Origin of the sequence: Massilia sp. CT11-137 (assembly GCF_047302885.1) — a bacterium.
Classification (GTDB): domain Bacteria; phylum Pseudomonadota; class Gammaproteobacteria; order Burkholderiales; family Burkholderiaceae_D; genus Telluria; species Telluria orientalis.
The window spans coordinates 1,590,802-1,616,148 of record NZ_JBKYMP010000002.1; the positions used below are offsets into that span (position 1 = coordinate 1,590,802).

At 65.9% G+C, this 25,347-nt stretch carries 28 protein-coding genes; 23 read left to right on the forward strand and 5 right to left on the reverse strand.

The window, feature by feature from the left end:
• The first annotated feature begins 19 nt into the window (after positions 1-19).
• The 6 genes from ACEN98_RS23785 (at position 20) to ACEN98_RS23810 (ending at position 7,193) form a co-directional block, all read left to right on the forward strand.
• Positions 20-724: a PEP_CTERM-anchored TLD domain-containing protein gene (locus ACEN98_RS23785; RefSeq protein ID WP_413387387.1), complete on the forward strand. Its 705-nt coding sequence runs from the start codon at positions 20-22 to the stop codon at positions 722-724.
• Between the two features lie 132 nt (positions 725-856).
• Complete coding sequence (locus tag ACEN98_RS23790) at positions 857-1,885, forward strand: TIGR03790 family protein (RefSeq protein ID WP_413387388.1); 1,029 nt, start codon at positions 857-859, stop codon at positions 1,883-1,885.
• Positions 1,886-1,987: 102 nt separating this feature from the next.
• Positions 1,988-4,975: an ExeM/NucH family extracellular endonuclease gene (locus tag ACEN98_RS23795; protein WP_413387389.1), complete on the forward strand. Its 2,988-nt coding sequence runs from the start codon at positions 1,988-1,990 to the stop codon at positions 4,973-4,975.
• Positions 4,976-4,989: 14 nt separating this feature from the next.
• Positions 4,990-5,550 (forward strand): NF038129 family PEP-CTERM protein, encoded by a 561-nt coding sequence (locus ACEN98_RS23800; protein ID WP_413387390.1) that lies wholly within the window; start codon positions 4,990-4,992, stop codon positions 5,548-5,550.
• A gap of 192 nt (positions 5,551-5,742) precedes the next feature.
• Complete coding sequence (locus ACEN98_RS23805; RefSeq protein ID WP_413387391.1) at positions 5,743-6,426, forward strand: winged helix-turn-helix domain-containing protein; 684 nt, start codon at positions 5,743-5,745, stop codon at positions 6,424-6,426.
• 2 nt (positions 6,427-6,428) lie between these two features.
• A complete protein-coding gene (locus ACEN98_RS23810; protein WP_413387392.1) occupies positions 6,429-7,193 on the forward strand; it encodes a LuxR C-terminal-related transcriptional regulator in 765 nt (254 codons plus the stop codon).
• Here the strand turns inward: ACEN98_RS23810 and ACEN98_RS23815 are convergent.
• On the reverse strand, positions 7,148-7,408 hold the full coding sequence (locus tag ACEN98_RS23815) for a hypothetical protein (RefSeq protein ID WP_413387393.1): 261 nt from the start codon (positions 7,406-7,408) through the stop codon (positions 7,148-7,150). The two genes, ACEN98_RS23810 and ACEN98_RS23815, sit on opposite strands and share 46 nt — an antisense overlap.
• 472 nt (positions 7,409-7,880) lie before the next feature.
• Here ACEN98_RS23815 and gspG point away from each other — a divergent pair, with 472 nt between their 5' ends.
• The 13 genes from gspG to ACEN98_RS23880 are packed head-to-tail and all read left to right on the forward strand — an operon-like array spanning position 7,881 to position 17,485.
• A complete protein-coding gene (gene gspG / locus ACEN98_RS23820; RefSeq protein WP_413387394.1) occupies positions 7,881-8,324 on the forward strand; it encodes a type II secretion system major pseudopilin GspG in 444 nt (147 codons plus the stop codon).
• 20 nt (positions 8,325-8,344) lie between these two features.
• Positions 8,345-9,532, forward strand: coding sequence for a type II secretion system F family protein (locus ACEN98_RS23825; RefSeq protein ID WP_413387395.1), 1,188 nt, complete (start codon positions 8,345-8,347; stop codon positions 9,530-9,532).
• Entirely contained in the window at positions 9,529-11,229 is a 1,701-nt protein-coding gene (locus ACEN98_RS23830; RefSeq protein ID WP_413387396.1) for a GspE/PulE family protein, read from the forward strand. The genes ACEN98_RS23825 and ACEN98_RS23830 overlap by 4 nt, the downstream gene beginning before the upstream one ends.
• Positions 11,222-12,043 carry a hypothetical protein gene (locus ACEN98_RS23835; RefSeq protein WP_413387397.1) on the forward strand — a complete coding sequence of 274 codons (822 nt, stop codon included), beginning with the start codon at positions 11,222-11,224 and terminating at the stop codon, positions 12,041-12,043. Before ACEN98_RS23830 ends, ACEN98_RS23835 begins: the two co-directional genes overlap by 8 nt.
• The gene (locus ACEN98_RS23840; protein ID WP_413387398.1) at positions 12,040-12,591 is read left to right on the forward strand and encodes a PilN domain-containing protein; all 552 of its coding nucleotides are present in this window, start codon (positions 12,040-12,042) and stop codon (positions 12,589-12,591) included. Before ACEN98_RS23835 ends, ACEN98_RS23840 begins: the two co-directional genes overlap by 4 nt.
• Entirely contained in the window at positions 12,588-13,169 is a 582-nt protein-coding gene (locus tag ACEN98_RS23845; RefSeq protein ID WP_413387399.1) for a hypothetical protein, read from the forward strand. The genes ACEN98_RS23840 and ACEN98_RS23845 overlap by 4 nt, the downstream gene beginning before the upstream one ends.
• Positions 13,166-13,426: a hypothetical protein gene (locus tag ACEN98_RS23850; protein WP_413387401.1), complete on the forward strand. Its 261-nt coding sequence runs from the start codon at positions 13,166-13,168 to the stop codon at positions 13,424-13,426. The genes ACEN98_RS23845 and ACEN98_RS23850 overlap by 4 nt, the downstream gene beginning before the upstream one ends.
• Positions 13,408-13,770, forward strand: coding sequence for a hypothetical protein (locus tag ACEN98_RS23855; protein ID WP_413387402.1), 363 nt, complete (start codon positions 13,408-13,410; stop codon positions 13,768-13,770). The genes ACEN98_RS23850 and ACEN98_RS23855 overlap by 19 nt, the downstream gene beginning before the upstream one ends.
• Positions 13,767-15,101: a secretin N-terminal domain-containing protein gene (locus tag ACEN98_RS23860; RefSeq protein ID WP_413387403.1), complete on the forward strand. Its 1,335-nt coding sequence runs from the start codon at positions 13,767-13,769 to the stop codon at positions 15,099-15,101. Before ACEN98_RS23855 ends, ACEN98_RS23860 begins: the two co-directional genes overlap by 4 nt.
• Positions 14,999-15,898: a type II secretion system protein GspD gene (locus tag ACEN98_RS23865; RefSeq protein ID WP_413387404.1), complete on the forward strand. Its 900-nt coding sequence runs from the start codon at positions 14,999-15,001 to the stop codon at positions 15,896-15,898. Before ACEN98_RS23860 ends, ACEN98_RS23865 begins: the two co-directional genes overlap by 103 nt.
• 7 nt (positions 15,899-15,905) lie before the next feature.
• Complete coding sequence (locus tag ACEN98_RS23870; protein ID WP_413387405.1) at positions 15,906-16,385, forward strand: type II secretion system protein; 480 nt, start codon at positions 15,906-15,908, stop codon at positions 16,383-16,385.
• A gap of 4 nt (positions 16,386-16,389) precedes the next feature.
• Positions 16,390-16,770, forward strand: a complete 381-nt coding sequence (locus tag ACEN98_RS23875; RefSeq protein WP_413346053.1) for a type II secretion system protein — start codon at positions 16,390-16,392, stop codon at positions 16,768-16,770.
• Entirely contained in the window at positions 16,757-17,485 is a 729-nt protein-coding gene (locus tag ACEN98_RS23880) for a type II secretion system protein (RefSeq protein WP_413387406.1), read from the forward strand. Before ACEN98_RS23875 ends, ACEN98_RS23880 begins: the two co-directional genes overlap by 14 nt.
• Here the strand turns inward: ACEN98_RS23880 and murJ are convergent.
• The gene (gene murJ / locus ACEN98_RS23885) at positions 17,478-19,022 is read right to left on the reverse strand and encodes a murein biosynthesis integral membrane protein MurJ (RefSeq protein WP_413387407.1); all 1,545 of its coding nucleotides are present in this window, start codon (positions 19,020-19,022) and stop codon (positions 17,478-17,480) included. The genes ACEN98_RS23880 and murJ overlap by 8 nt on opposite strands.
• A 178-nt stretch (positions 19,023-19,200) precedes the next feature.
• Between murJ and rpsT the strand changes: the two genes are divergently transcribed.
• Positions 19,201-19,467, forward strand: coding sequence for a 30S ribosomal protein S20 (gene rpsT, locus ACEN98_RS23890; protein ID WP_036237481.1), 267 nt, complete (start codon positions 19,201-19,203; stop codon positions 19,465-19,467).
• A gap of 219 nt (positions 19,468-19,686) precedes the next feature.
• Here the strand turns inward: rpsT and ACEN98_RS23895 are convergent, their stop codons facing one another.
• Together ACEN98_RS23895 and ACEN98_RS23900 are read right to left on the reverse strand one after the other, a co-directional pair.
• On the reverse strand, positions 19,687-19,893 hold the full coding sequence (locus ACEN98_RS23895; protein ID WP_413387408.1) for a hypothetical protein: 207 nt from the start codon (positions 19,891-19,893) through the stop codon (positions 19,687-19,689).
• 134 nt (positions 19,894-20,027) lie between these two features.
• Positions 20,028-20,594 carry a pseudouridine synthase gene (locus ACEN98_RS23900; protein WP_413387409.1) on the reverse strand — a complete coding sequence of 189 codons (567 nt, stop codon included), beginning with the start codon at positions 20,592-20,594 and terminating at the stop codon, positions 20,028-20,030.
• Positions 20,595-20,767: 173 nt separating this feature from the next.
• On the opposite strand from ACEN98_RS23900, the gene icd reads away from it, so the two are divergent.
• Positions 20,768-22,021, forward strand: coding sequence for an NADP-dependent isocitrate dehydrogenase (gene icd / locus ACEN98_RS23905; RefSeq protein ID WP_413389074.1), 1,254 nt, complete (start codon positions 20,768-20,770; stop codon positions 22,019-22,021).
• A gap of 134 nt (positions 22,022-22,155) precedes the next feature.
• Here icd and ACEN98_RS23910 read toward each other — a convergent pair whose 3' ends face one another.
• Positions 22,156-22,359: a cold-shock protein gene (locus ACEN98_RS23910; protein ID WP_036165387.1), complete on the reverse strand. Its 204-nt coding sequence runs from the start codon at positions 22,357-22,359 to the stop codon at positions 22,156-22,158.
• Positions 22,360-22,685: 326 nt separating this feature from the next.
• On the opposite strand from ACEN98_RS23910, the gene clpS reads away from it, so the two are divergent.
• Together clpS and clpA are read left to right on the forward strand one after the other, a co-directional pair.
• The gene (gene clpS, locus ACEN98_RS23915; protein WP_027864722.1) at positions 22,686-22,988 is read left to right on the forward strand and encodes an ATP-dependent Clp protease adapter ClpS; all 303 of its coding nucleotides are present in this window, start codon (positions 22,686-22,688) and stop codon (positions 22,986-22,988) included.
• Positions 22,985-25,285, forward strand: a complete 2,301-nt coding sequence (clpA, locus tag ACEN98_RS23920; protein ID WP_056127106.1) for an ATP-dependent Clp protease ATP-binding subunit ClpA — start codon at positions 22,985-22,987, stop codon at positions 25,283-25,285. Before clpS ends, clpA begins: the two co-directional genes overlap by 4 nt.
• Positions 25,286-25,347: the final 62 nt, after the last annotated feature.

Sequence of the window (25,347 nt, forward strand, 5' to 3'; positions counted from 1 at the left end):
AACCCATCGGGGGAACATCATGAAGATGAAGACGATCATCGCGGCATGCGCGCTCGCCGGCGTCGGCGGCACGGCGGCGGCAGGCGATATCATCGGCGGATCTGCTCTGCTGGACGCGGACAGCCACGCCCAACTCGAACGCTGGCTCGGCGCCGGCGAATTCAACCTCAACAATGTGTACACCCTGCGTCCCGGCGATACGTCGGACGCCTTCCACGCCGGCGCGGACGGGAAGGGCGCGACCTTCACCCTGTTCGACGTGACGAACGACGCCGGCGCCAGCTACCTCGTGGGCGGCTACAACCCGCAGGGCTGGGCGTCCGATGAAGGCTGGCACGAGACCCAGCGCGACTGGCAGCGCACGGCCTTCCTGTTCAACATGACGACCCCGGCCGTGTACCGCCAGGTCCTGACGGACTACGTGCTGCCGAGCCAGGGCTTGCGCCAGACCTATAACGAGGCCGGCTACGGTCCCATTTTCGGTTCCGGACCGGACCTGTACGTCAACGACGCGTTGACGGCGGCCACGTCGTGGCAACTGAGCTATGGAAATCCGGCAAACGAAGGCTACAGCATCATCGACGGCAGCCTGCACGGCGAGATCGTCAAGTTGAATGCAATGGAAGTGTTCGCGATTTCGCCGGTGCCGGAGCCCGGGAACGTCGCGATGCTGCTGGCCGGCATCTGCATCCTGGGGACCACGGTGCGCAGGCGCGCACGGTAGGGTGGGCGGCCCCCGCCCACGCGTCACGCCAACACGTCACCTGCGTCACGCGTGGGCACGTACTTGATGCCCCCGGTATCAATTACCCCACCCCACCGTTGTCTTCGTTGCAAGTTGTGGCATGATGTGTTCATGATCTGGATCCCAAGACTCTGCCTATCCCTGTTTTTCGCTGTCTTCCTTGCGGCACCTTCTCATGCCCAGTTCGTCAGCGCCTCCCACCTCCAGCCGGATCAACTGGCGATCGTCATCAATGATGCCGAACCGAACAGCGTCAAGGTCGGCGAGTATTACCGCAAGCGGCGCGGCATCCCGGCGGCCAATGTCGTGCACGTGCGCATACCCGGCAAGCCGCACGAGATCAGCCCGGAACGCTTCGCGCAACTGAAGGAAGAGATCGACGCGCACCTGCGGCCCGAGGTGCAGGCGGTGCTGATGGTGTGGACCGCGCCGTACAAGGTCGCGTGCAATTCGATCACGGGCGCGTACAGCCTCGGGTTCGATCCCGACCAGTGCATCAAGACGTGTTTGCCGGGGCGGCCGAGCCCGTACTTCAATTCCAGTTCCCCCCGTCCGTACACCGACCTGAACATCCGCATCTCGATGCTGCTGCCGACGGAATCCGTGGAGCAGGCGAAGGCCCTGATCGACCGCGGCGCCGGTGCGGGCTTCCGGATCGTGCCGGCCACCGCCTACTTCCTGGCAACGTCGGAAAAGGTGCGCAATTCCCGCGCCCAGTTCTTCCCGCCGGCCGGCAGGATCGCCGCGCGCAAGCTGGCGACGAAGACGATGCAGGCCGACGTGCTGGAGGGCGCGCAGGACGTCATGGTCTACGAGACGGGCATGGCCGAGGTCGCCAAACTGGACACGCTGCACTTCCTGCCCGGCGCGCTGGCCGATCACCTGACGTCGCTGGGCGGCGACCTGCTCGGCGGCGAGCAGATGAGCAGCCTGCGCTGGCTGGAGGCGGGCGCGACCGCGAGCTATGGCACCGTCAGCGAGCCCTGCAACCACTGGCAGAAATTCCCGAATCCGGCGGTGCTGCTCAAGCACTATGTGCAGGGCAATAGCGCAATCGAGGCCTACTGGAAAAGCGTCGCCTGGCCCACGCAGGGGCTGTTCATCGGGGAGCCGTTGGCTGCGCCTTACCGCAAGCGCTGAATTGGTCCGTTCGGACTAATCCGTGGTCATGATGTTGTCAATTTGTGCATTTAATATACATTTGTTAAGTGTTGCATTGACAAATCATTTCCAGGATAACCCATGACACATTTGCATTCTCCAGGACGCATGACCGTGCTGGCCGCGCTGCTGGCCGGCTTGTCGGCACCCGTGTTCGCCGCGCCGGGCGGCGTCGTCATCAGCCAGGTCTACGGCGGCGGCGGCAATTCAGGCGCCACCTACAAGAACGATTACATCGAGCTGCTGAACACGGGCGACACGGCCGTCACCCTGACGAACTGGAGCGTGCAATACGCATCGGCCACCGGAACGAGCTGGCAGGTGACGAAGCTGCCCGCCAGCGTCACGCTGGCCGCCGGCCAGTACTACCTCGTGCATGAGGCGCTGGGCAGCGGCGGCACGGACGCGCTGACGCCGGATGCCACCGGCACCATCACGATGAGTGCGACGGCCGGCAAGGTCGCGCTCGTCAACTCGGTGACGGCCCTGGCCGGCGGCAAGCCCGTCGACAACGTCGTCGACCTCGTCGGCTTCGGCACCACCGCCGGCTATTACGAAGGCTCGGGCGCGACGCCGGCGCCGTCGAACACGCTGGCCGTGTTGCGCAAGAACAATGGCTGCCTGGACTCGGACGACAACAGCAGCGACTTCGTCACCGGCGCAGCAAGCCCGCGCAACACGTCCAGCGACCGCGTGTCGTGCAGCGGCGCGCCGCTGCCGCAGCCGATCGTGCTGGCGTGCCCGGGCAGCGTCGGCATCGAAGTCGGCACCGGCACGACCGCGCCGCTGCAGGCGAGCGACGCCGACAGCCTCGTCAACAGCGCCGTCATCAGCAAGGGCGCCGTGGCCGGCATCAGCCTGACGGGCTTCACGCCGGCCACTGCCGACAACCGCACGGCGACCGCGAACCTCGTCGTCGCCGCGAGCCTGCCGGCCGGCACGTATCCGGTCGAGATCACGTTCGCCAACGACGCGAGCCAGAGCGCGAGCTGCACCGTCAACGTGGCTGTCAGCGGCCTCGTCAAGATCCCGCAGATGCAGGGCCGCGGCCTGGCGAGCCCGTACGTGAACACGGTGCAGACGACGTCCGGCGTCGTCACGAAGAAACTGGGCAGCGGCTTTTACATCCAGGACCCGCAGGGCGACGGCGATCCGGACACGTCCGACGCGATCTTCGTGTTCGGGGCCACCGCGGCAGCCGCCGTCAAGGAAGGCGATCTCGTGCGCGTGACGGGCACCGTGACGGAGTTCACGCCGAACGGTGCGAAACGCTCGTACACGGAACTGAAGGACGTCAGCGCCGCCACGGTCCTCGGCAGCGGCAACACGATAGTCCCCGTCAACATCGACCTGCCGACCGAGCTGAGCCACTACGAAGGCATGCTCGTGCGCTTCACGAATCCGCTGACCGTCAACGGCAACAGCTATCTGGGCGACCGCGGCGAGCTGGTGCTGGCCAACGGCCGCCGCGAGACGCCGACGAACCGCTACCGCGCCGGCACGGCGGAGGCAAACGCGCTGATCGCCGCCAACGCGCAGAACATGGTGATCCTGGACGACGGCATCTTCACCGTGCCGCCGCACATCCCTTATCTTGCGGCGGACAAGACCGTGCGCGCGGGCGACACGGTGACGGACCTCGTCGGTGTGCTCGACTTCGGCGCCATCGGCGGTGGCGGGGGCTGGTACAAGCTGCAGCCGACCGAGACCCCCGTGTTCAGCCGCACGAACGCGCGCGACGATGCGCCGACCGTCGTCGCGGGCAATGTCCGCGTGGCCAGCGCCAACGTGCTGAACTTCTTCACGACGTTCACGGACGGCACCGACGCGTGGGGCCGCACGGGGCAGGGCTGCACGATCGGCTCGTCCGCACCGTCCAGGCGCAATTGCCGCGGCGCCGACAATCTCGCCGAGTTCAACCGCCAGCGCGACAAGATCGTCAATGAGCTGAAGGCGATGAACGCGGATGCCGTCGGCCTGATGGAAATCCAGAACAACGGCGACATCACGGTGAGCTACCTCGTCGACGCGCTGAACCAGGCGATCGGCACGCCGACGCCAACGTACGCCTACGTGGCGAAGCCGGCCGCGACGGGCACGGACGCGATCCGCGTGGCGATGATCTACAAACCGGCCGTGCTGACGCCGGTGGGCGGCGCGCTGTCCGACGGCGACGCCGTCAACAACCGTCCGCCGATGGCCCAGACGTTCAAGGTCAACGCGAACGGCGCGAAGTTCTCGCTGATCGTCAACCACCTGAAGTCGAAAGGCAGCTGCGGCGGCGCCGGTGCCGGCGACACGGACAGCGGCGACGGCCAGGGTTGCTGGACCGCGACCCGCGTGCTGCAGGCCCAACGGTTGTTCACCGACTTCATCCCGACCGTCGTGGCGGCCGCGGGCGATCCGGACGTGCTGGCCGTGGGCGACTTCAACGCATACGGCCATGAGGACCCGATCGCGTACCTGACGGACAACGGCATGGTCAACGAACTGGAGCGCTTCGTGCGGCCGAACGGTACGCCGTATTCGTACGTGTTCGACGGCCAGAGCGGCTACCTCGACCACGCGCTGGCCAGCAGCGCCCTCGACCCGCAGGTGGCCGGCGTGACCGAGTGGCACAACAACGCGGACGAGCCGGACGCGATCGACTACAACCTCGGCGACACGGCCGACGACCCGTACGTGAACAATCCGTTCCGCGCGTCCGACCACGATCCGGTCGTCGTGAGCCTGAACCTGGCGCCGGCCTACGCCGACGTCACGGCCAGCGTGAAGATCGTGCCGGGCACGCTCGGCTACAACCGCGTCACCGGCAAATTCAGCGGCAACGTGACGTTCACGAACACGAGCGGCGGCGCACTGTCCGGCCCGCTGCGATACGTGCTGCAGGGCCTGCCGGCCGGCGTCACGCTCGACAACAGGAGTGGCGCTTTCAATGGCGCGCCCTACGTGACCCTGCCGGGCACGACCCTCGCACCGGGCGCGACCGTGACCGTGGCGCTGACGTTCACGAACCCGTCGAAGACGAACATCACGTTCACGTCCAAACTGTATTCCGGCACCTTTTGATTGAGAGATCGCACATGATGAACCTGAAAACCTTCTTCTCCCGCGCGCTGCTGGCGCTGTCCCTGCTGGCCGGCGCCGCGAGCGCGACCCCGGTCTACCACGTGGCCCTCGACACGACGGGTACGAGCGGCGACGGCTATATGCAGATCGACTTCCTGCCGTTCGCCACGAGCGCGGTGCTGACGGCGACGATCAGCGGCCTGGACGGCGCCTTCACGGGCACGCCGTCGCTCGACAACGTGGTGCGGTCGGGCGGTTCGTACACGTTCTCGAGCGACGCGTTCTCGGAGTTCTTCCAGTCGATCACGTTGGGTGGAAAATTCGGCTTCGACGTGACGTTCGGCGGCGCGCCGACGGACGGCGGCAGCATCGGGCTGTCCGTCAGCCTGCTGGACAGCGTGGGCGACTACCTGTCGTTCCAGGCGGCGCAGATCAGCCTGGTGGCGGGCGAGCCGGCGGCGATTGCCGTCGATCCCGGCTTCGCGACCGTGAATCCGGTGCCGGAGCCGGCGGACTGGCTGGTCGTCGCGACGGGTCTCGTCTTGCTGGGGGCGATGCAGCGGCGCCGGGCCTGAACGTCATCCCCGCGCACGCGGGGATCCATGCTGAGCGTGTTAAGCCAGCCCGGCATGGGTTCCCGCTTCCGCGGGAACGACGGGGTGTCGATTTATTCGATAAACATATGAATTTCCAATAGAAATCATATTGTTCAGAGGACTTTGCTTAGTGCATATTCGATCCTGTTGTCGCCGAGACAAGGATCTTATATGCGCGCACATGTCCTCGCGGCGGACCCCGACCCGGCCGTCCGCCAGCTGCTCGAACTGAACCTGACCCGTGCCGGCCACGACGTGCGCCTGTGCGCGGACGCCGAGTCGGCGCTCGTCCTGCTCGACGATGCCGTCCCCGACATGCTGCTGCTGGAGTGGGACATGCCCGGCCAGTCGGGCGAAGCGCTGATCCGGCGCCTGCACGCGCAGGCGCGCACGCGCGGGATCGCCATCATCATGGTCTCCGCGCGGGCAGGGGAGCACGACAAGATCCTCGCGCTGGAAGCCGGCGCCGACGATTACCTGACGAAACCGTTCAACCCGCGCGAACTGCTGGCCCGCATGCAGGCCGTGCTGCGCCGGCGCGCGCCGCATGCGTCCGTCGATGCCGTGCAGATGGCCGGCCTGCACCTGGATCCGTACACGCAGCGCGTGGTGGCCGGCGCGAGCACCGTCGCGCTGGGACCCGTCGAATTTCGTTTACTAAACTTCCTCATGCACCATCCGGAGCGGGTGCACACGCGCTCGCAATTGCTGGACAAGGTCTGGGGCCGGCACGCCGTGCTGGAGGAGCGCACGGTCGACGCCCACGTGGGCCGCCTGCGCCACGCGCTGCAGCCGAGCGGTCACCAGGAGCATATCGAGACGGTGCGCGGCACCGGCTACCGCTTCGTCGCCTGACCGTGGACCCCGTCGTCATCCTCAGCCGCCAGGAGCAGGAATACCTGCTGTGCGCCATCGAGTCCGGCCTGCGCGTGGCCGGCCCGCACCAGTTCTTCCTGTGGACCCAGGGCCAGGTGCAGGCGCTGCTGCCGCACCGGGTGCTCGTGTGCCTGCAATTCGGCCATGGCGGTGTCCTCACACGGGTGGACTGCCTGCACGGCACCGTGCTGGCGCCGGGGGTGCGGCAGGCGTTGACGGATCTGGCGCTGCGCATCGCGCGGGGTGGACGGCTAACGGTCGCGATCGATGCGCGCGCGGCGCCGGACGGCCTGGGCGACGAGATCCTGCGGCTGGGGTTCGACAATGTGCTCGCGCACGGCACGGGGCCGACGAGCGCCGGGGGCAGCGTGTTTCTGCTGTTCGGCCTGGCGGTGCGGCCGACGACGCGTCACGCGTATTTCCTGGAATTGTTGCTGCCGCACCTGCACCTGGCGCTGGGGCGCCTGCCGGCGGCGCGGACGGCCGTGGACGGGGCGCCGGCACGTGCGCTCTCCGCGCGCGAGACCGAGATCATCGGCTGGCTGCGGGCGGGGAAGAGCAATGACGAGATGGGAAGGCTGCTGGGGATCAGCGCGCTGACCGTCAAGAACCATTTGCAGCGGATCTACCGCACGCTCGGCGTCAACAACCGGGCGCATGCGCTGGCGCGCTGCATGGATTTACGGCTGCTGGGGGACGATCAGGACTGCGGTGCGTCGGCCGCCGCGCGGCGCATGGCTTCGTAGCGGTAGGCTTCGGCGTTCGCGTCGATGATGCGCAGGCCCTTGCAGCCATCGGCCGCGCAATCCGGCGCGGGCGAATTGGCCGAGGCGACCTGGGCGGCGCTGCCCGTCATCGCGGCGGTCTGGACCGGCTGGTCGATCTGGGCGCCACTGCCGCAGGCGGCGAGCATGGCGGCGAGGGTGACGGCGATAGCGGTACGGAAAGCGGAGATTTTCATGATTCAAGGCAACGCAAAACTGATCGATGCGTCACTGTAACGGCAGTTTTTCCGTAGCTCAATATTTTTGTTGTTAATTTCGTGCAAATATTATCATTTCGAAAGATTTTCGTACGGAAATAAGCGAAGATAAGCGATGATGTTGGGAAATATCCTCACGGAAACTTTAAATGAAAGTGAGAAAAATTCGCGCGAAAACGACACAAATCCTTCCCCCATTAACGAAAAAACATAAAGGATTTCACACAGATAACGAGGTATGCTAGGTATTCCGTCACCCCTGACCCGAGGGATGGGCGAACAATTGCGCAACAGTGTTCAGGCGAGCAGAACAAGGTTAGAATTTTGCGAACAAGAAATCCGTTTGCGAATTTGACCGACGATCGATGCAGGAAAATGATTTGTCGCCATGACGGGGCCATGGTAGCCTTCATGCATGGCTTTACACTAAAGCAATAGAGGAGTCGGTTGGATGTATCGTGTGCAGAACCAGGACACCGCCGCGCGGGTCCGTCAGGCTGGTTTTACCCTGCTTGAACTCTTGGTAGTTATCGTTATCATCGGTTTGCTGGCGGCTTACGTCGGCCCGAAATATTTCTCCCAACTGGGCAAATCCGAGGTCACCGTGGCCAAGGCCCAGATCGAAGCGTTCGAAAAATCGCTGGACACGTACCGCCTCGACGTCGGCCGCTATCCGACGACGGAAGAGGGCCTGGCCGCGCTGCTCACGGCGCCGTCGACGGCGTCCGGCAAGTGGAACGGCCCGTACCTGAAGAAGGGTGTCCCGCTCGATCCGTGGGGCCATGCCTACCAGTACCGCGCGCCCGGCACGAAGGGCGAGTATGAAGTACTCTCGCTCGGCAAGGACGGCCAGCCGGGCGGCGAAGGCGAGAACGCCGACATCAGCTCCCAATAACGCTCCGGCCTGTCGCTCCCATGCAGTTCGCGGTTCGCACCCTTGCGCCCGACATGCGCATCGCCAGCGTGCTCGTCGACGCCCTCGACGAGGCGGACGCGCGCCGCCAGGTCGAGGCGCGCGGGCTGTTCGTCAGCGCGATCGAACCCGTGCAGGCGCCGCTGCTGCGGCGCCAGCGCGGCGGCAAGCTGTCGCTCGTGCTGTTCAGCCAGGAGCTGCTCGCGCTGCTGACCGCGGGCCTGGGCATCGTCGAAGGCCTGGAAGCGCTGCTGGAAAAGGAAGCCAGTCCCGCCACGCGCAGCGTGCTGGAACGGCTACTGGCCGGCCTGCGCGAAGGCAAGCGCCTGTCCACCGTGATGGCCGCGCAGCCCGCGCTGTTCCCGCCGCTGTACGTGGGCATCGTGCGCGCGGCCGAGGGAACCAGCGACCTGCCGCGCGCGCTCGAACGCTATATCGAATACCAGCAGCGCATCGACACCGTGCGCGCCAAGGTCGTCAGCGCGTCGATCTACCCCGCGATCCTGCTGCTCGTGGGCGGCGGCGTGTCGATCTTCCTGATGTCGTACGTGGTGCCGCGCTTCGCCGAGGTGTACCAGGGCGCGGGCCGCAACCTGCCGTGGATGTCGCGCCTGATGCTGGACTGGGGCCAGTTCGCGGGCCGGCATGCGGGAGGACTCTTCATCGGCTTCGCGGCGTTCGTCGCACTGGCCGCGTGGGCCATCCGGCGCGCGCTGAAACAGGGCGGCGCCGCGCGCCTGCTGGCGAAGCTGCCCGGCATCGGCGAGCGCGCCCGCATCTATGAACTCTCGCGCCTCTACCTCACGCTGGGCATGCTCAACGAAGGCGGCATCACGCTCGTGAACGCGATCGACACCGTGCAGGGCATGGTGTCGCCCGGTATCGCCGGCGGCCTGAAAGCGGCGCGCGCCGCGATCGAGGCGGGACGGCCGATGTCCGACGCGTTCGAGGCGAACGGCCTGACGACGCCGATCTCGCTGCGCATGCTGCGCGTGGGCGAGCGCACGGGCTCGATGGGTACGATGCTCACGCGCTCGGCCGCGTTCTACGACGGCGAGATCGGCCGCTGGATCGACCGCTTCACCCGTACTTTCGAACCCCTGCTGATGGCGGCCATCGGCCTCGTCGTCGGCGCCATCGTCGTGCTGTTGTACATGCCCATTTTCGACCTCGCCGGAGACATGTCGTGAACGCGCCGGAAGCAATCCTGGATGCCGCATTGCTGGCGCGCGCCCGCGCCCAGAGCCGGCAATCGCGCCGTTCCCTCGTCGAAGAGCTGCAGGGCCTGTCGGGCCGGGAGCCGCGCGAGATCGTACGCCTGCTCGCCGAGCCGTTCGGCCTCGCCACGATGGAAACGCCGGAGATGTTCGGCCAGCAGCCGGCGTTCGACCTGCTGCCGCTGGCGCAGGCGCTCGCGCGTCACTGCGTGCTGCTGCGCGACGATGCGAAACACCTGACGGGCGTGATCGCGGACCCGTTCGACCTCGACCTGCAGACCTGGCTGCAGGCGCAGGCCGGCGCGACGGCGGCGGCGCCGCTCCACCTGCGCCTCGCGCTGCAATCGGACATCCAGGCGTACCTCGGCAAGCAGGAGGAATCCGCGCGCGCCGTCGACACGCTCGCCGGCGACAGCGGCGCGAATTTGCATGATCGCCGCGACGGCAAGAGCGCGACGGTGCTGTCGTTCGCGTCGGTGTCCGAAGCCGCGAGCCCCGCCGTCAAGCTCGTGAACTCGACCCTGTACGACGCCTTGAAAGCGGGTGCTTCCGACATCCACCTGGAAAGCACGGCGGGCGGTCTCGCCGTCAAGTACCGCGTGGACGGCGTGCTCGATCACGCGGCGTCCGTCGGCGGCATCGAACTGGCGGAGCACATCATCTCGCGTTTGAAGGTGCTGGCGGAGCTGGACATCGCCGAGCGCCGCATCCCGCAGGACGGCAGCTTCCGCGTCGAATCGGCCGGGCGCGAGATCGACCTGCGCGTGTCGATCATGCCGAGCATCCACGGCGAGGATGCCGTCATCCGTATCCTCGACAAGCGCGCGATGATCGAAGCGTACGGCTCGCTCACGCTGGAAGCGCTGGGCTTCGACGCGCCGTCGCTGGCGACGCTGCGCATGCTCGCGCAGGAGGCGTACGGCATGCTGCTCGTGACGGGGCCGACGGGCTCCGGCAAGACGACGACCTTGTACGCGGCCCTGACCGAAATCCACAACGGCCGCGAAAAGATCATCACGATCGAGGACCCCGTCGAATACCAGCTGCCGGGCATCCTGCAGATTCCCGTCAACGAAAAGAAGGGCCTGTCGTTCGCGAAGGGCCTGCGCTCGATCCTGCGCCACGACCCGGACAAGATCATGGTCGGCGAGATCCGCGACCGCGAGACGGCGGAGATCGCGGTGCAGTCGGCGCTGACGGGCCACCTCGTGCTGACGACGGTCCACGCCAACAACGTGTTCGACGTGTTCGGCCGCTTCACGCACATGGGCATCGACCCGTACGCGTTCGTGTCGGCGCTGAACGGCATCTGGGCCCAGCGCCTGATCCGCATGAACTGCCCGCGCTGCCTGGTCCAGTACACGCCGTCCGACGACGAGCTGGCGTCCGCGCACCTGACGCGCGCCGACGTCCACGATTACCAGTTCATGCACGGCCTGGGGTGCGGCGATTGCCGCGGCACCGGCTACAAGGGCCGCCGCTCGATCGCCGAGATCCTGACCTTGAACGACGAGATCCGCGAGCTGATCGTCGACAAGCAGCCGATTCGCCGCATCAAGGCCGCCGCCGCCGCCAACGGCACGCGCAGCCTGCGCCTCGCGGCGCTGGATCTCGTGAAGCGCGGGGCCACCACCATCGAGGAAATCCGGAGGGTCACGCTGCATGCTTAATGGTTTCAAGTCGAGCTTCGGCCAGTCGCTGCGCATCGGCATCGCGCCCGACGCGCTGGCGCTCGTGCGCACCAGCATCTGGCCGCACGAGCGCGCGCGCCTGCTCGGCCAGGTGGCGGCGACGGGCGCCGATCCGGTGTCGCTCGGCGCGGCGCTGGGCATGCTGCTGGGCGAGCATGACGTGGCCGGCCTGCCGGTGACGGTGGTGCTGGCCGACGACCTCGCGCGCCTGTGGCAGGTGACGCCGCCGGAAGGCGCGACGCGCCTCGCCGACCTCGAAGCGGCGGCCATGCTGCGCTACCAGGCGCTGTTCGGCGGCGGCGTGTCCGGTTGGAGCATCAGCGCGGACTGGGATGCGGCGCGCCCGTTCCTCGCGGCCGCGGTGCCCCTGTCCCTGCTCGAACAACTGACGACGGCAGCGATCTCCCAGCGTTTCAGGCTGGTCGAGATCGTGCCGCAATTCGTCGCCGCACTGAACCAGCACCGCCGGGTGCGCCGCGCGGGCGCGTGGTTCGGCGTCGTGCACGGCGGCGTGTTGAGTATTGCCGCGTTCGACGGCGACCTGCTCGCGGCCGTGCGCACGGCGCCGATCCCGGCCGGCGCGGACCGCGACTGGCTCGAGGGCCACGTGGCGCGCGAGGCGCTGCGGGTGGGCCTGTCGCGGCCGGAGCGCCTGCAGATCTGCGGCCCGGCGCCGAAAGGCTGGGCGAGCAGCGCGGGCCGGCTGAAATTCGCCTGCACGCTGTTCGAGGACGAAACCGATCCGCTGTGGCCCGATTGCGCCCGGCTCGCGCTGACGGGGAGGGCGCCATGAAGAAGGTCCGCATCGATTTCGCGCCGCCCAGCCTCGCGCGCACGTGGCACCGGGCGCCGCGCGGGACGTGGAGCCTGTTGATCGCCGCTCTGGCACTGGCGGGGCCGCTCGCGAGCACTGTCGCGCAATACCGCGGCCTGCAGCGCGTGGAAGCGGAGCGGACGGCGCAGGTCGCGCAGGCGCAGGCACGCGCCGTCGCGCGCGCGCCCGTCGCCGCACCGGCGCGCACGGTGCCGCCCGCGCAGGCCGGTGCCGTGAACGCGTCCGTGCAGCAGCTGAACCTCCCGTGGCGCGGCCTGCACGACGCCGTCCAGGCGGCGACGCCCGCCACCATCGCGCTGCTGGCGCTGGAACCGGACGCCAGGAAGAGCAGCGTGCGCATCACTGCGGAAGCGAAGACCAGCGACGACATGATCGCCTACGTCGAGGCGCTGCAGCGCGTCGAGTGGTTCACGACCGTCCTGCTGGCGCGCCACGAGATCAACGAACAGGACGCGAACCGGCCGATCCGCTTCCAGATCGATGCGCAGTGGAGGTCTCCGCGATGAAGACGACCTTGACGTCGCCCCTGCTGCGCCTGCGCCTGGTGCTGCTGCGCGCGAATCCGCTCGTGGCGGCGGCCGGCATCCTCGTGTTCGTGATGGCCGGCGCGCTGGCGTGGACGCTGCATGCCGTGTGGGCGATGGAACGGGCGCAGGAGGCACGCGCCGCGCAGGCGAAGCAGAAGGCGCAGGTGGCCACCGCACCCGCATCCGCGCCGGCACCCGTGCCTCCGCAGGCTCCGGACAACCTCGCCGCCTTCTACGGCGCACTGGGCGTGCGCGGCAGCGCCGAGCAGCAGGTCAAGACGCTGTTCGACCTCGCGGCCAGGTCGGGCCTCGTGCTGCGCCAGGGCGAGTACAAGCCGGGTTATGACCGTAATGCGAAGGTGTACACGTACCAGGTCAACCTGCCGGTGAAAGGCAGCTACGCGGCGATCTGGCAGTTCGCGATGGCGGCGCTGCGCGCGATTCCGTTCGCGTCGCTGGACGAGATCACCTTCCACCGCGACGCCATCGGCGACGCGACGGTGGACGCGCGCCTGAAGCTGACCTTGTACCTGCGCGACGGGACGGATCCGTCATGAAGAAGGCCGACATCAAGCCGCGCCACGCGATCCTCGCGCTGGCCCTCGTCGGCGCCGCGCTGCTGGCCGCGTTCGGCGACCGGGCGCCGCAAGGCGACATCGCCGAGCCGGTCGAGCGTCCCGTCGCGAAGGCGGCGCTCGTGCGCACGGCCGCGCCGGCGCCGGCGCCGGCGCCGGTGCCCGTCGTGCCCGCGGCCAAGGCCGGCGATGCGCCCGCGGACAGCCGATCCTCGCGCTGGTGCCGCGCGACACGCTGATCGGGGACGGCGATGCCGCGTTCGGCCAGGGGCAGAATGGCGCCGGTCCGTTCGGGCGCCATGACTGGACGCCGCCACCCCCGCCGCCGCCGCCGCCGCAACCCGCGCCGCCGCCACCGCCGCCCACCGCGCCGCCGCTGCCGTTCACCTTCATCGGCAAGTCGGTCGGCGACGGCGCCTGGGAAGTCTACCTGGCGCGCGGCGACCGCACGTACGTCGTGCGCGAGAAGGGGGCCGTGATCGACGGGACGTACCGCGTCGAGTCCATCGCGCCGCCGGTCCTGACCCTGACCTACTTGCCGCTGAACCAGGTTCAGCAGCTTAATATTGGAGTATTCGATTGATTGCTCGCCCAACTCTGGCCCGGCGCCTGCTCCCGGCGCTGCTCGCCATCCTGCTGTCCGGCTGCGCGGCCCAAATGGCCTACCGCGAAGGGAACGAGCTCGTGGCCCAGGACAAGGTCGAGGCCGGGCTTACCAAATACCAGGAAGCGCTGGCCGCCGATCCGACCAACGTCCAGTACAAGTCCGCGTACCTGCGCGCCCGCGACGCCGCCACGAACCGCCTGCTGCCGCAGGCCGACCGTGAACTGGCCGACGGCAAGGTCGACCTGGCCGTGGCGGACTACCGGCGCGTGCTGGCGATCGATCCGCTCAACGACCGCGCCCGCGCCGGCCTGCGCCAGGTGGATGCCGACCGCCGTCACGGTGTGTTGATGGGAGAAGCGCGCGCCGCGCTGGAGCGCAAGGATTACGACACGGCGAAAACGAAGCTGACCGCCATCCTGACGGAGCGCCCGACGCACGAACCGGCGCGTCAATTGCTGGCCGAAGTGAACGACAAGATCGCGGCGAACTCCCCCGAGGCGGCGCTGGCGGCCGCGTTCCGCACGCCCATCAACCTGGAATTCCGCGACGCGCCGATCAAGCAGATCTTCGAAGTCATCGCGCGCCACTCGGGCCTGAACTTCCTGTTCGACAAGGACGTCAAGACGGACCAGCGCGCGTCGGTCTTCCTGAAGAACAGCACGGTGGAAGCGGCCGTGTACTATCTCCTGATGACGAACCAGCTGGAGCGCCAGGTCATGGACGGCAACACGATCCTGATCTACCCGAACATCGCGGCCAAGCAGAAGGAATACCAGGAGATGACGGTAAAGACCTTCTACCTGGCCAATGCGGAAGCGAAGTCGATCGGCAACACGCTCAAGACGATCCTGAAATCGAAGGACGTCGTCGTGGACGAGAAGCTCAACCTCGTGATCCTGCGCGACACGCCGGAGGCCGTGAAGCTGGCGTCGCAGCTCGTGGCGCTGCAGGACGTGCCGGAGGCCGAGGTGATGCTGGACGTCGAGGTGCTGGAAGTGCAGCGCAACCGCCTGCTCGACCTGGGCATCGACTGGCCCACGAGCCTGTCGTTCGCGCCGCTGACGACGGCGGCCGGCGGCGCGATCACGATCGACCAGCTGCATCACCTGGACAGCACGACGATCGGCGTGACCGGTGTCGCCGGTTCGATCACGGCCAGCAAGACGGACGGCGATTCCGACACGTTGGCCGCGCCCGCATCCGCGTGCGCAACAAGGAAAAGGCCAAGGTCGTCATCGGCGACAAGCTGCCGACCATCACGACGACCATCTCGTCGGGCGTGGGCGGCTTCGCGTCGGAGTCCGTGAACTACGTCGACGTGGGCCTGAAGCTGGATGTCGAGCCCACGATCTACCTGAACAACGAAGTGGGCATCCGTATCTCGCTGGAAGTCAGCAACCTGGTCGACACGGTCACGACGAAGGGCGGCACGACGGCATACCGCATCGGCACGCGCTCGGCCTCCACGATGCTGCAGCTGAAGGATGGCGAGAACCAGGTGCTGGCGGGCCTGATCAAGAACGAAGACCGCTCCAGCAGCACGAAGCTGCCGGGCATCGGCGACCTGCCGATACTGGGCCGCCTGTTCGGCAGCCAGCAGGACACGCGTAACAAGACCGAGGTCGTGCTGTCGATCACGCCGCACCTGATCCGCACCCTGCAGCGCCCGCCGGCATCGAGCTCCGAATTCAGCGCCGGCACGGAGGCCAGCTTCCGGCGCCGTCCCGACACGAATGTGCGCACGCCGGTGCAGATTCCGGCGCAGGGTGCGCGCGCGGCGCCGGCCGCTGCGCCCGCGCGCCCGCCGGTGCCGCCCGCGGGCGCCGTGCAGCCGCCCGCCGCGCAGCCGCAAGCGCAGTCGCCGGCGCCGTTGCCCACGCCGTTGCCCGTGATTGGCGAAACCGGCATGGTGCCGGCCACCAGCGTCGGCAGGACCGGCACGCTGCCGCCCGCGCCGGCCTCCAGCTCGCCGTCGGAACTGCCGGCCGCGCCCGCGATCGACATCACGCCGCTGCCGCAGCCGGAGGTGACGCCGGTGCAGCCCGGGCAGCCGGCGGCCAACCGCGTGCCGGCGTCGCAGGCCGCGTTCCCGAACCAGAAGTAAGCGTGCGATGAGCACCCGGCGCCGGCGCGGCTTTACCCTGATCGAGCTGCTCGTCACGCTCGCGATCCTGGCGCTGCTCGGCACGTTGGTGGTGCCGACCGCGCAGATCGCGCTGCAGCGCCGCCACGAACAGGAATTGCGCGTGGCGCTGCGCGAGATCCGTGCCGCCCTCGACGCCTACAAGAAGGCCGGCGACGAAGGCCGCGTGGCCCGCCAGGCCGGCGCCAGCGGTTATCCGCCGAAGCTGGAAGTGCTGGTCGAGGGCGTGCCGGACCAGCGCAGCCCGAAGAAGGCGAAGATTTATTTTCTGCGCCGCCTGCCGCGCGACCCGTTCAACGGCGACCCCGACCTGAAGGATGCCGAGACGTGGGGCAAGCGCAGCTACGCCAGCGAGCCGGACGAGCCGAAAGAGGGCGACGACGTGTACGACGTCTACTCGACCTCGGGCAAGGTCGGGCTGAACGGCATCCCTTACAACCGCTGGTGAAGACATGAACCTCGAACGACAACGGGGTTTTACCCTGATCGAACTGCTGGTGGTGCTGGGCATCGTGGCGCTGCTGCTCACGCTCGCGGCGCCGCGTTTCTTCCCGAAGGTCGACAGCACCAAGGAGACCATCCTCGCCGAGAACCTGCGCAACACGCGTGCCGTCATCGACCAGTTTTACGAGGACACGGGGCGCTACCCGGATTCGCTGCAGCAGCTCGTCGAGAAAAAATACCTGCCGGCGCTGCCGTTCGATCCGATCGCGGACAGCGATTCGGCCTGGACGGTTGTCCCGCCCGAAGATGGCGACAAGGGCGGCATCCACGACATCCACAGCGGCGCGCCGGGCACGGGCCGCAACGGCAAGCCGTATGCGGAATGGTAGGACGCCGCGGCGCGAGGGCGGTTTTACTTACCTCGGCCTCATCATCCTCGTGACCGTGATCGGCCTCGTCGGCGCGGCCACGCTGAAGGTCGACGCGCTGCTGCGGCGCGCGGCCGCCGAGGAAGAACTGCTGGACATCGGTGCCGCGTTCGGCGAAGCGCTGCGCACGTACGCCGAAGCGACGCCGAAGGGCCAGCCGGCGCAGCCGCCGTCGCTGCAGGAACTGCTGAAGGATCCGCGTTTTCCCGGCGTGCGCCGGCATCTGCGCAAGATCTTCGTCGACCCGCTGACGGGCAAGGCCGAGTGGGGCATCGTGTGGGCCAATCCCGGCGACCGGCGCGGCGTGCTGGCCGTATACAGCCTGTCGAAGGCGAAGCCGCTGAAGGTGGCGAATTTCGACAAGCGCTTTTCCGGTTTCGAGAACAAGCAGCACGTGTCGGACTGGAAGTTCGCGGCGACCGGACAGGCGCTGATGCAGGGGCAGGTCCTCGCGCAGGGCAAGCCGCAGATGCCCGGCCAGCCGTCGCTGTTCCAGGACCCGCCCGCGGGCACGCCGCAGCAGCCGTCGCTGTTTCCCGAGCGGGACGCGCCGCCGCCACCGGCGCCCGGCGTGGATGCGCCCGGCGTGGATGCGCCGGGCGCCGATGCGCCGCCTCCTGACAAGGAAGAGAAAGAGCCCGAGGCGGAGAACCGCCAGGCTACCCCGGCTACTTAGCGCGGCGCATGAAGTGGCGCGGCCGGAAGCCCAGCGCCAGCAGCACGGCAAAATACACGACGGCGGAGGCGCCGATGATGAGGAACAGGGCGCCCGCGCGCAGCAGGGGATGGGCGCGCAGTGCGGCCCAGTCGAGCTGCGCCTGGCTGAACCAGGCCACGGCGCCCATCAGCGCGACGGCCACGACGACTTTGAAAAAGAACGGCAGCCACCCCGCATGCGGCACGTAGATCGCACGCCGGCGCAGGCCCGTGAACAGGAAGCTCGCGTTGATGCACGCACCGAGACCGATCGACAGCGCGAGGCCGGCGACGCCCAGTACCGGTACGAACACGAGGTTCATCAACTGCGTCGCGACGAGCACGCCGACGGCGATCTTGACCGGCGTGCGGATGTCCTGGCGCGCGTAGAAGGCCGGGGCCAGGATCTTGACGAGGATGATGCCGAGCAGCCCGGCCGCATAGGCCATCAGCGGCGCCGTGGCGGCCGTGACGGCGCGGGCGTTGAACGCGCCGTAGTTGAACAAGGTGGCGATCAGCGGTTCGGCCAGGGTCGCGAGGCCGACGGCGGCCGGCAGCGCGAGCAGGAACGTCAACCGCAGGCCCCAGTCGAGCAGGGAGGAGTATTCGACGGGATCGCCGTCGGCATTCGCCTTCGACAGGCTGGGCAGCAGCACCGTGCCCAGTGCGACGCCCAGCATGCCGGTCGGGAACTCCATCAGGCGGTCCGCGTACTGCAGCACGGAGACGCTGCCGGCGCCCAGGCGCGACGCGATGTTCGTGTTGATGAGGAGGCTGATCTGCGCGGCCGACACGGCGAACACGGCCGGGCCCATCTTCTTGAGGATGCGGCGCACACCCGGGTCGGACAGGCCGGCGAACGGATTGACCGACAGGCGCGGCAGCATGCCGATGCGCTTCAGCGCGGGGATCTGGATACCGACCTGCAGCACGCCGCCGACCATCACGGCCACCGCCATCGAATAAATCGGCACGTCGAAATACTTCACCATGAACAGCGAGAAGAAGATCGACGACAGGTTCCACAGCACGGGCGTGAACGCGGGAATCTTGAATTCGCGCCAGGTATTCAGCACGGCGCCGGCCAGCACGACGAACGACATGCACAGGATGTACGGGAACATCAGCCGGGTCATGACGACGCCGGCGTCGAACGCGGGGCCTTCGAGGCCGCTGGCGATGACGTACAGGACGACGGGTGCGCCGATGATGCCGACGAGGCTCGTCGCGAGCGTCGCCCACACGAGCGTATTGGCGACGTGGTCGACGAGGGTGCGGGTGGCGGCGTCGCCTTTCTGGCTCTTGTACTCGGCCAGGATCGGCACGAACGCCTGCGAGAACGCGCCTTCGCCGAACAGGCGGCGCAGCAGGTTGGGCAGGCGGAAGGCGATGTTGAAGGCGTCGGTATAATCGCTGGCGCCGAACGCGCGGGCAAACAGGGAGTCGCGCAACAGGCCGGTGATACGGGACAGCATCGTCATGCTCGAGATGGCTGCCAGGGTCTTGAGTAGGTTCATAGCCCGCGATTATAGCTGGGCTATTGCACAAAAACGAACCAGGATTTGCCCTTCGATGAAACCTTCGCTATAATCGAGGGCTGTATTGAATTCTGTTAGCAGACACTCGTTTGGCAGGCACTGGAATGGGCCGGTTTGAATGTTTGCAAACGCAACTTGACCCCGATTAGGAAATTCCATGGCAAATACCGCACAGGCGCGCAAACGCGCTCGTCAAGCAGTCAAGCAAAACGCACACAACTCGGCTCAGCGCTCGACCCTGCGTACCGCAATCAAGGCCGTCAAAAAGGCCATCCAGGCTGGCGACAAGGCCGCTGCTTCGCAAATCTTCCAGCAGTCCGTGTCGACCATCGACAGCATCGCTGACAAGAAAATCATCCACAAGAACAAGGCCGCTCGCCACAAGAGCCGCCTGGCTGCCGCCATCAAGGCCCTGTCGGCTTAATACACCCGACAGCAACGCCCGCGCGGCCCCGGCTGCGCATGGAGTTATTGAGTCCGGGGGACTCAATAACAACGACCCGCACGACGCAAGTCCGGCGGGTTTTTTGTTGCCCGAATTCTCTGTTGACTAAAGGCTGTTGCCAAAAACCGGGCTCTGACCCCGGTTTTTGGCAACAAAAAGGCAGCCCGCAGGCTGCCTGGGTGAGCGTCGAGCGCTCGCTTACTTGGCTGCCGGTTCGGCCGGAGCGGCTGCGTCGGCGGCCTTCTTGGCCTTCTTGTGGTGCTTCTTCACTTTTTTCGCGGGTGCGGCGGGCTGCTCGGCGGTGGCCGATGCGGCCGGGGCGGCTGCGGCTGCGGCCGGGGCCTGGGCGGCGAAAGCGGAAACGGCGAACAGGGAAGCAACCAGGCCAGCGATCAGTTTGGACATTTCGGGTTCCTTTAAAGAAGAAGGTGATCCACAACGGTGAATCTGTCCCCTTAACGGTGCCTAGGAATTGCCGGTTGACAGTTTTCTGCCCATCCTACATTAACGTTTGGAAAGGTTGATCTGCCTCAAGCGTGTCACCGCTTCCCGCCTACGGCAGCGGCCGGCACTTCCATCCACTCGCCCGGCAGCAGCGGATGCGTCGCCAGCGAAAACGGCCCGATGCTCGAGCGCACGAGGCGCAACGTGGGCAGGCCGACGGCGGCCGTCATCCGGCGCACCTGGCGGTTTTTCCCCTCTTCGAGCGTGATCGCGATCCAGCTGGTCGGCTTGTCCTGGCGCACGCGGATGGGCGGGTTGCGCGGCCACAGCCACTCCGGCTCCGCGATCAGCGCGGCGCGGCACGGCTTCGTGATGAAGTCGCCCAGGTCGATCGGCGCCTGCAGGCGGTCGAGGGTGGCGCGGTCGGCGATCCCCTCCAGTTGTACTAGATAAGTCTTCGCTTCCTTGTGGTCCGGATGGGCGATCTGGTGCTGCAGGCGGCCGTCGTCCGTCAGCAGCATCAGGCCTTCGCTGTCGGCGTCGAGCCGGCCGGCGGGATAAATGTTCGGGATGTCGAGGTAGTCGGCGAGGGTTTCGCGCTCGTCCTCGCGCGAGAACTGGCACAGCACCTGGAAGGGTTTATTGAACAGGATGAGGGACATGAAGGATGGATTTTGGAGCAAAATAGCGAGCCTCTGGCCCGTCGCGATCAATACTGGTGCATAATGTTGTGCCAGTGTTGCGTCTTAGACAAGACGACGGCCAGCCCACTATTCTAATGGAGATCGCAGACCTGGCGGTCCGCCGCCGCCGCGTGCCCACTTCGGAGAACATGATGTATCAACATATCAAAGTACCTACCGATGGTCAAAAGATTACCGTCAACGCGGACTTCTCGCTGAACGTCCCCGACCAGCCGGTCATTCCCTATATCGAAGGCGATGGCACCGGCGTCGACATCACCCCGGTGATGCTGAAGGTCGTCGACGCGGCCGTCGCGAAGGCATACGGCGGCCAGCGCAGGATCGCGTGGATGGAAGTGTTTGCCGGCGAGAAGTCGACGCAGGTGTATGGCCCGGACGTCTGGCTGCCGACCGAAACGCTGGACTGCGTGCGCGAGTACGTCGTGTCGATCAAGGGCCCGCTGACGACGCCGGTCGGCGGCGGCATCCGCTCGCTGAACGTGGCGCTGCGCCAGGAACTCGACCTGTACGTCTGCCTGCGCCCCGTGCGCTATTTCACCGGCGTACCGTCGCCGCTGCGCGAGCCGCACAAGACGGACATGGTGATCTTCCGCGAAAACTCGGAAGACATCTATGCCGGCATCGAATGGGCGGCCGAGTCGCCTGAAGGGAAAAAGGTCATTGAGTTCCTGACCCGCGAGATGGGCGTGCGCAAGATCCGCTTCCCGGAGACCTCCGCGATCGGCATCAAGCCGGTGTCGCGCGAGGGTACGGAACGCCTCGTGCGCAAGGCGCTCCAGTACGCGATCGACAACGACAAGCCATCCGTCACTATTGTCCACAAGGGCAATATCATGAAGTACACGGAGGGCGGCTTCCGCGACTGGGGTTATGCGCTGGCGCAACGCGAATTCGGCGCCGAGCTGATCGACGGCGGCCCGTGGTGCAAGTTCAAGAACCCGCGCACGGGCAAGGACATCGTCGTCAAGGATTCGATCGCGGATGCGTTCCTGCAGCAGATCCTGCTGCGTCCGGCCGAATACAGCGTGATCGCCACCCTGAACCTGAACGGCGACTATGTGTCGGACGCGCTGGCGGCCCAGGTCGGCGGCATCGGCATCGCGCCGGGCGCGAACATGTCCGACTCCGTCGCGATGTTCGAAGCGACGCACGGCACGGCGCCCAAGTATGCGGGCAAGGATTACGTGAACCCGGGGTCGCTGATCCTGTCGGCCGAGATGATGCTGCGCCACATGGGCTGGACGGAAGCGGCCGACCTCATCATCAGCTCGATGGCGAAGGCGATTGCGTCCAAGCGCGTCACCTACGACTTCGCGCGCCTGATGGAAGGCGCGACCCAGGTGTCGTGCTCGGGCTTCGGCGACGTGATGATCGAGAATATGTAAGCGCGGCCTTATTGACGCAGATCAAGCCCCGTATTTGTACGGGGCTTTTTTGTTTCCAGGAGACGGATGATGCGTGGCGGCGGGACCATAAAAAAAACCCCGCCGAAGCGGGGTTCTTTGCTTCCGGAGGGTGCTTACGCGCCGACGATGTTAGAAGCTTGCTTGCCTTTCGGGCCTTGCGTGACTTCGAATTGGACTTTTTGACCTTCTTTGAGGGTCTTAAAACCGTTCATATTGATCGCGGAGAAGTGCGCGAACAAATCTTCGCCGCCGTCATCAGGGGTGATGAAGCCAAAACCTTTGGAATCATTGAACCACTTAACAGTACCTGTTGCCATAAAATAACCTTCGATTAAAAACAAATCACACGAGCCATAAAAGCAAGAAGCTTCTTGCCCCCTCCTCAGCCTGCTCACTTCTTATCAACAAGTACATAAGTACATGTCAATAACTGCATTGTTGGCGCAAGAATCCTGTAAGTCAAGCGGTTTTGAACACGCGTTGTAAAAATTAACATAGTGGCTGAAAATCAACCTCTTGATTTTGGCAATGGAACCGCCATCTGCACTCCAACTGGAAAACGCGTAAGATGGAAAGCAAATGGGATTACCCTGAGCGTTAGTTTCCGCACACACGAAGATCGAAAGCAATTTAGAATACCCCTATGGCAACCAAGCACGATACCGAACAGCTGCTGGAGCGGCAGACAGTCAAGCCACCTCCCTTGTATCAGGTGGCGTTGCTCAATGACGACTACACGCCGATGGAGTTCGTGGTCGCCATCATCCAGGAGTACTTCAACAAGGATCGCGAGACGGCGACGCAGATCATGCTTTCTGTACACCGCCATGGTAAAGGGGTGTGCGGCGTGTTTTCCAAAGATATAGCGTGTACCAAAGTGGAGTTTGTATTAACGCATGCGCGCAAGGCAGGCCATCCCCTGCAGTGCGTGATGGAGGAAGTATGATTGCGCAGGAATTGGAAGTATCTCTACACATGGCCTTTGTCGAAGCGCGGCAGGCTCGGCACGAGTTCATCACGGTCGAACACCTGCTGCTGGCGCTGCTCGACAACCCGTCGGCCGCTGAAGTCCTGCGTGCGTGCGCGGTCAATATCGAAGACCTGCGTAAGACCTTGACGAATTTCATCGGCGATAACACTCCGACCGTGCCGGGTACCGGCGAAGTCGACACTCAACCGACGCTGGGCTTCCAGCGCGTGATCCAGCGCGCGATCATGCACGTCCAGTCGGCGTCGAACGGCAAGAAGGAAGTCACCGGCGCGAACGTGCTCGTGGCGATCTTCGGCGAGAAGGACTCGCATGCCGTTTACTACCTGCACCAGCAGGGCGTGACCCGTCTCGACGTGGTCAATTTCATCTCGCACGGCGTGCGCAAGGACCAGCAGATCGATAGCCAGAAGGCGTCGGAAGGCGTGGAAGAAGCGCAGGTCGAAGGCCAGGCCAAGGAAAGCCCGCTGGATCAGTTCACCACGAACCTGAACAAGGCTGCCGCCGATGGCCGCATCGATCCGCTGATCGGGCGCGAAGAGGAAGTGGATCGCGTGATCCAGATCCTGTGCCGCCGCCGCAAGAACAATCCGCTGCTCGTGGGCGAGGCCGGCGTCGGCAAGACCGCGATCGCCGAAGGCCTGGCATGGCGCATCGTCCAGGAAGACGTGCCCGAGATCCTGCAGAATGCCGTCGTGTATTCGCTGGATATGGGCGCACTGCTGGCCGGCACCAAGTACCGCGGCGACTTCGAGCAGCGCCTGAAGGCGGTGTTGAAGCAGCTCAAGGACACGCCGAACGGCATCCTGTTCATCGACGAGATCCACACGATCATCGGCGCCGGTTCCGCATCGGGCGGCACGCTCGACGCATCGAACCTGCTCAAGCCGGCCCTCGCGAACGGCCAGCTGAAGTGCATCGGCGCGACCACGTTCACGGAATTCCGCGGCGTGTTCGAGAAGGATCACGCGCTGTCCCGCCGCTTCCAGAAAGTGGACGTGAACGAGCCGTCGGTCGAGCAGACCGTGCAGATCCTGCGCGGCCTCAAGTCGCGCTTCGAAGAGCACCACGGCGTGAAGTATTCGGCGTCGGCGCTGTCGACCGCGGCCGAGCTCGCTGCTCGCTTCATCAACGACCGTCACCTGCCGGACAAGGCGATCGACGTGATCGACGAAGCGGGTGCGGCTCAGCGCGTGCTGCCGAAGTCGAAGCAGAAGAAGACCATCGGCAAGACCGAGATCGAGGACATCATCGCGAAGATCGCGCGGATTCCTCCGCAGACCGTCAACCAGGACGACCGCAGCAAGCTGCAGACCATCGACCGCGACCTGCGCAACGTCGTGTTCGGGCAAGACCCGGCCATCGAAGCGTTGTCGGCCGCGATCAAGATGGCCCGCGCCGGCCTCGGCAAGCAGGACAAGCCGATCGGTTCGTTCCTGTTCTCCGGTCCGACCGGCGTCGGCAAGACGGAAGTCGCGAAGCAGCTGGCGTTCATCCTCGGCATCGAGCTGGTGCGTTTCGACATGTCCGAGTACATGGAGCGCCACGCCGTGTCGCGCCTGATCGGTGCGCCGCCGGGCTACGTCGGCTTCGACCAGGGGGGCCTGCTGACCGAGGCCATCACCAAGAAGCCGCATGCGGTGCTGCTGCTGGACGAGATCGAGAAGGCCCATCCGGACATCTTCAACATCCTGCTGCAGGTGATGGACCATGGCACCTTGACCGACAACAACGGTCGCAAGGCGGACTTCCGCAACGTGATCATCATCATGACCACGAATGCAGGTGCGGAAAGCCTGACCAAGCGTTCGGTGGGCTTCGTGGATTCGAAGGCGCAGGGCGACGAGATGGCCGACATCAAGCGCATGTTCACGCCCGAGTTCCGCAACCGCCTGGATGCGATCATCAGCTTCCGCGCGCTGGACGAGGACATCATCCTGCGCGTCGTGGACAAGTTCCTGATGCAGCTGGAAGAGCAGCTGCACGAGAAGAAGGTGGAAGCCGTCTTCACCGAGAAACTGCGCAAGTTCCTCGCGAAGAAAGGTTTCGACCCGCTGATGGGTGCCCGTCCGATGTCGCGCCTGATCCAGGACATGATCCGCAAGGCGCTGGCCGACGAACTGCTGTTCGGCCGTCTCGTGAACGGTGGCCGTGTCACGGTCGACCTGAACGAGAAGGACGACGTGTTCCTCGAGTTCCCGGAAGGCGACGTCCCGCCGCCGCCGGAGCCCGTCGAGACCGTCGAGATCGAATAAACGATCGCTCTGACGAAAAGCCCGCCTCGTGCGGTAATGCCGTTCAGTTAAGACTGAACGGC

Bases quoted from the DNA above. Each gene is read 5' to 3' on its own strand.
- ACEN98_RS23910 (WP_036165387.1), bottom strand. From the start codon at position 22,359: ATGGCAACAGGTACTGTTAAGTGGTTCAATGATTCCAAAGGTTTTGGC.
- ACEN98_RS23805 (WP_413387391.1), top strand. From the start codon at position 5,743: ATGCGCGCACATGTCCTCGCGGCGGACCCCGACCCGGCCGTCCGCCAG.
- murJ (WP_413387407.1), bottom strand. From the start codon at position 19,022: ATGAACCTACTCAAGACCCTGGCAGCCATCTCGAGCATGACGATGCTG.
- ACEN98_RS23785 (WP_413387387.1), top strand. From the start codon at position 20: ATGAAGATGAAGACGATCATCGCGGCATGCGCGCTCGCCGGCGTCGGC.
- gspG (WP_413387394.1), top strand. From the start codon at position 7,881: ATGTATCGTGTGCAGAACCAGGACACCGCCGCGCGGGTCCGTCAGGCT.
- ACEN98_RS23845 (WP_413387399.1), top strand. From the start codon at position 12,588: ATGAAGACGACCTTGACGTCGCCCCTGCTGCGCCTGCGCCTGGTGCTG.
- ACEN98_RS23880 (WP_413387406.1), top strand. From the start codon at position 16,757: ATGCGGAATGGTAGGACGCCGCGGCGCGAGGGCGGTTTTACTTACCTC.
- ACEN98_RS23870 (WP_413387405.1), top strand. From the start codon at position 15,906: ATGAGCACCCGGCGCCGGCGCGGCTTTACCCTGATCGAGCTGCTCGTC.
- ACEN98_RS23815 (WP_413387393.1), bottom strand. From the start codon at position 7,408: ATGAAAATCTCCGCTTTCCGTACCGCTATCGCCGTCACCCTCGCCGCC.
- ACEN98_RS23875 (WP_413346053.1), top strand. From the start codon at position 16,390: ATGAACCTCGAACGACAACGGGGTTTTACCCTGATCGAACTGCTGGTG.
- ACEN98_RS23895 (WP_413387408.1), bottom strand. From the start codon at position 19,893: ATGTCCAAACTGATCGCTGGCCTGGTTGCTTCCCTGTTCGCCGTTTCC.
- ACEN98_RS23835 (WP_413387397.1), top strand. From the start codon at position 11,222: ATGCTTAATGGTTTCAAGTCGAGCTTCGGCCAGTCGCTGCGCATCGGC.
- ACEN98_RS23790 (WP_413387388.1), top strand. From the start codon at position 857: ATGATCTGGATCCCAAGACTCTGCCTATCCCTGTTTTTCGCTGTCTTC.
- rpsT (WP_036237481.1), top strand. From the start codon at position 19,201: ATGGCAAATACCGCACAGGCGCGCAAACGCGCTCGTCAAGCAGTCAAG.
- clpS (WP_027864722.1), top strand. From the start codon at position 22,686: ATGGCAACCAAGCACGATACCGAACAGCTGCTGGAGCGGCAGACAGTC.
- ACEN98_RS23840 (WP_413387398.1), top strand. From the start codon at position 12,040: ATGAAGAAGGTCCGCATCGATTTCGCGCCGCCCAGCCTCGCGCGCACG.
- ACEN98_RS23900 (WP_413387409.1), bottom strand. From the start codon at position 20,594: ATGTCCCTCATCCTGTTCAATAAACCCTTCCAGGTGCTGTGCCAGTTC.
- clpA (WP_056127106.1), top strand. From the start codon at position 22,985: ATGATTGCGCAGGAATTGGAAGTATCTCTACACATGGCCTTTGTCGAA.
- ACEN98_RS23800 (WP_413387390.1), top strand. From the start codon at position 4,990: ATGATGAACCTGAAAACCTTCTTCTCCCGCGCGCTGCTGGCGCTGTCC.
- ACEN98_RS23795 (WP_413387389.1), top strand. From the start codon at position 1,988: ATGACACATTTGCATTCTCCAGGACGCATGACCGTGCTGGCCGCGCTG.
- icd (WP_413389074.1), top strand. From the start codon at position 20,768: ATGTATCAACATATCAAAGTACCTACCGATGGTCAAAAGATTACCGTC.
- ACEN98_RS23850 (WP_413387401.1), top strand. From the start codon at position 13,166: ATGAAGAAGGCCGACATCAAGCCGCGCCACGCGATCCTCGCGCTGGCC.
- ACEN98_RS23825 (WP_413387395.1), top strand. From the start codon at position 8,345: ATGCAGTTCGCGGTTCGCACCCTTGCGCCCGACATGCGCATCGCCAGC.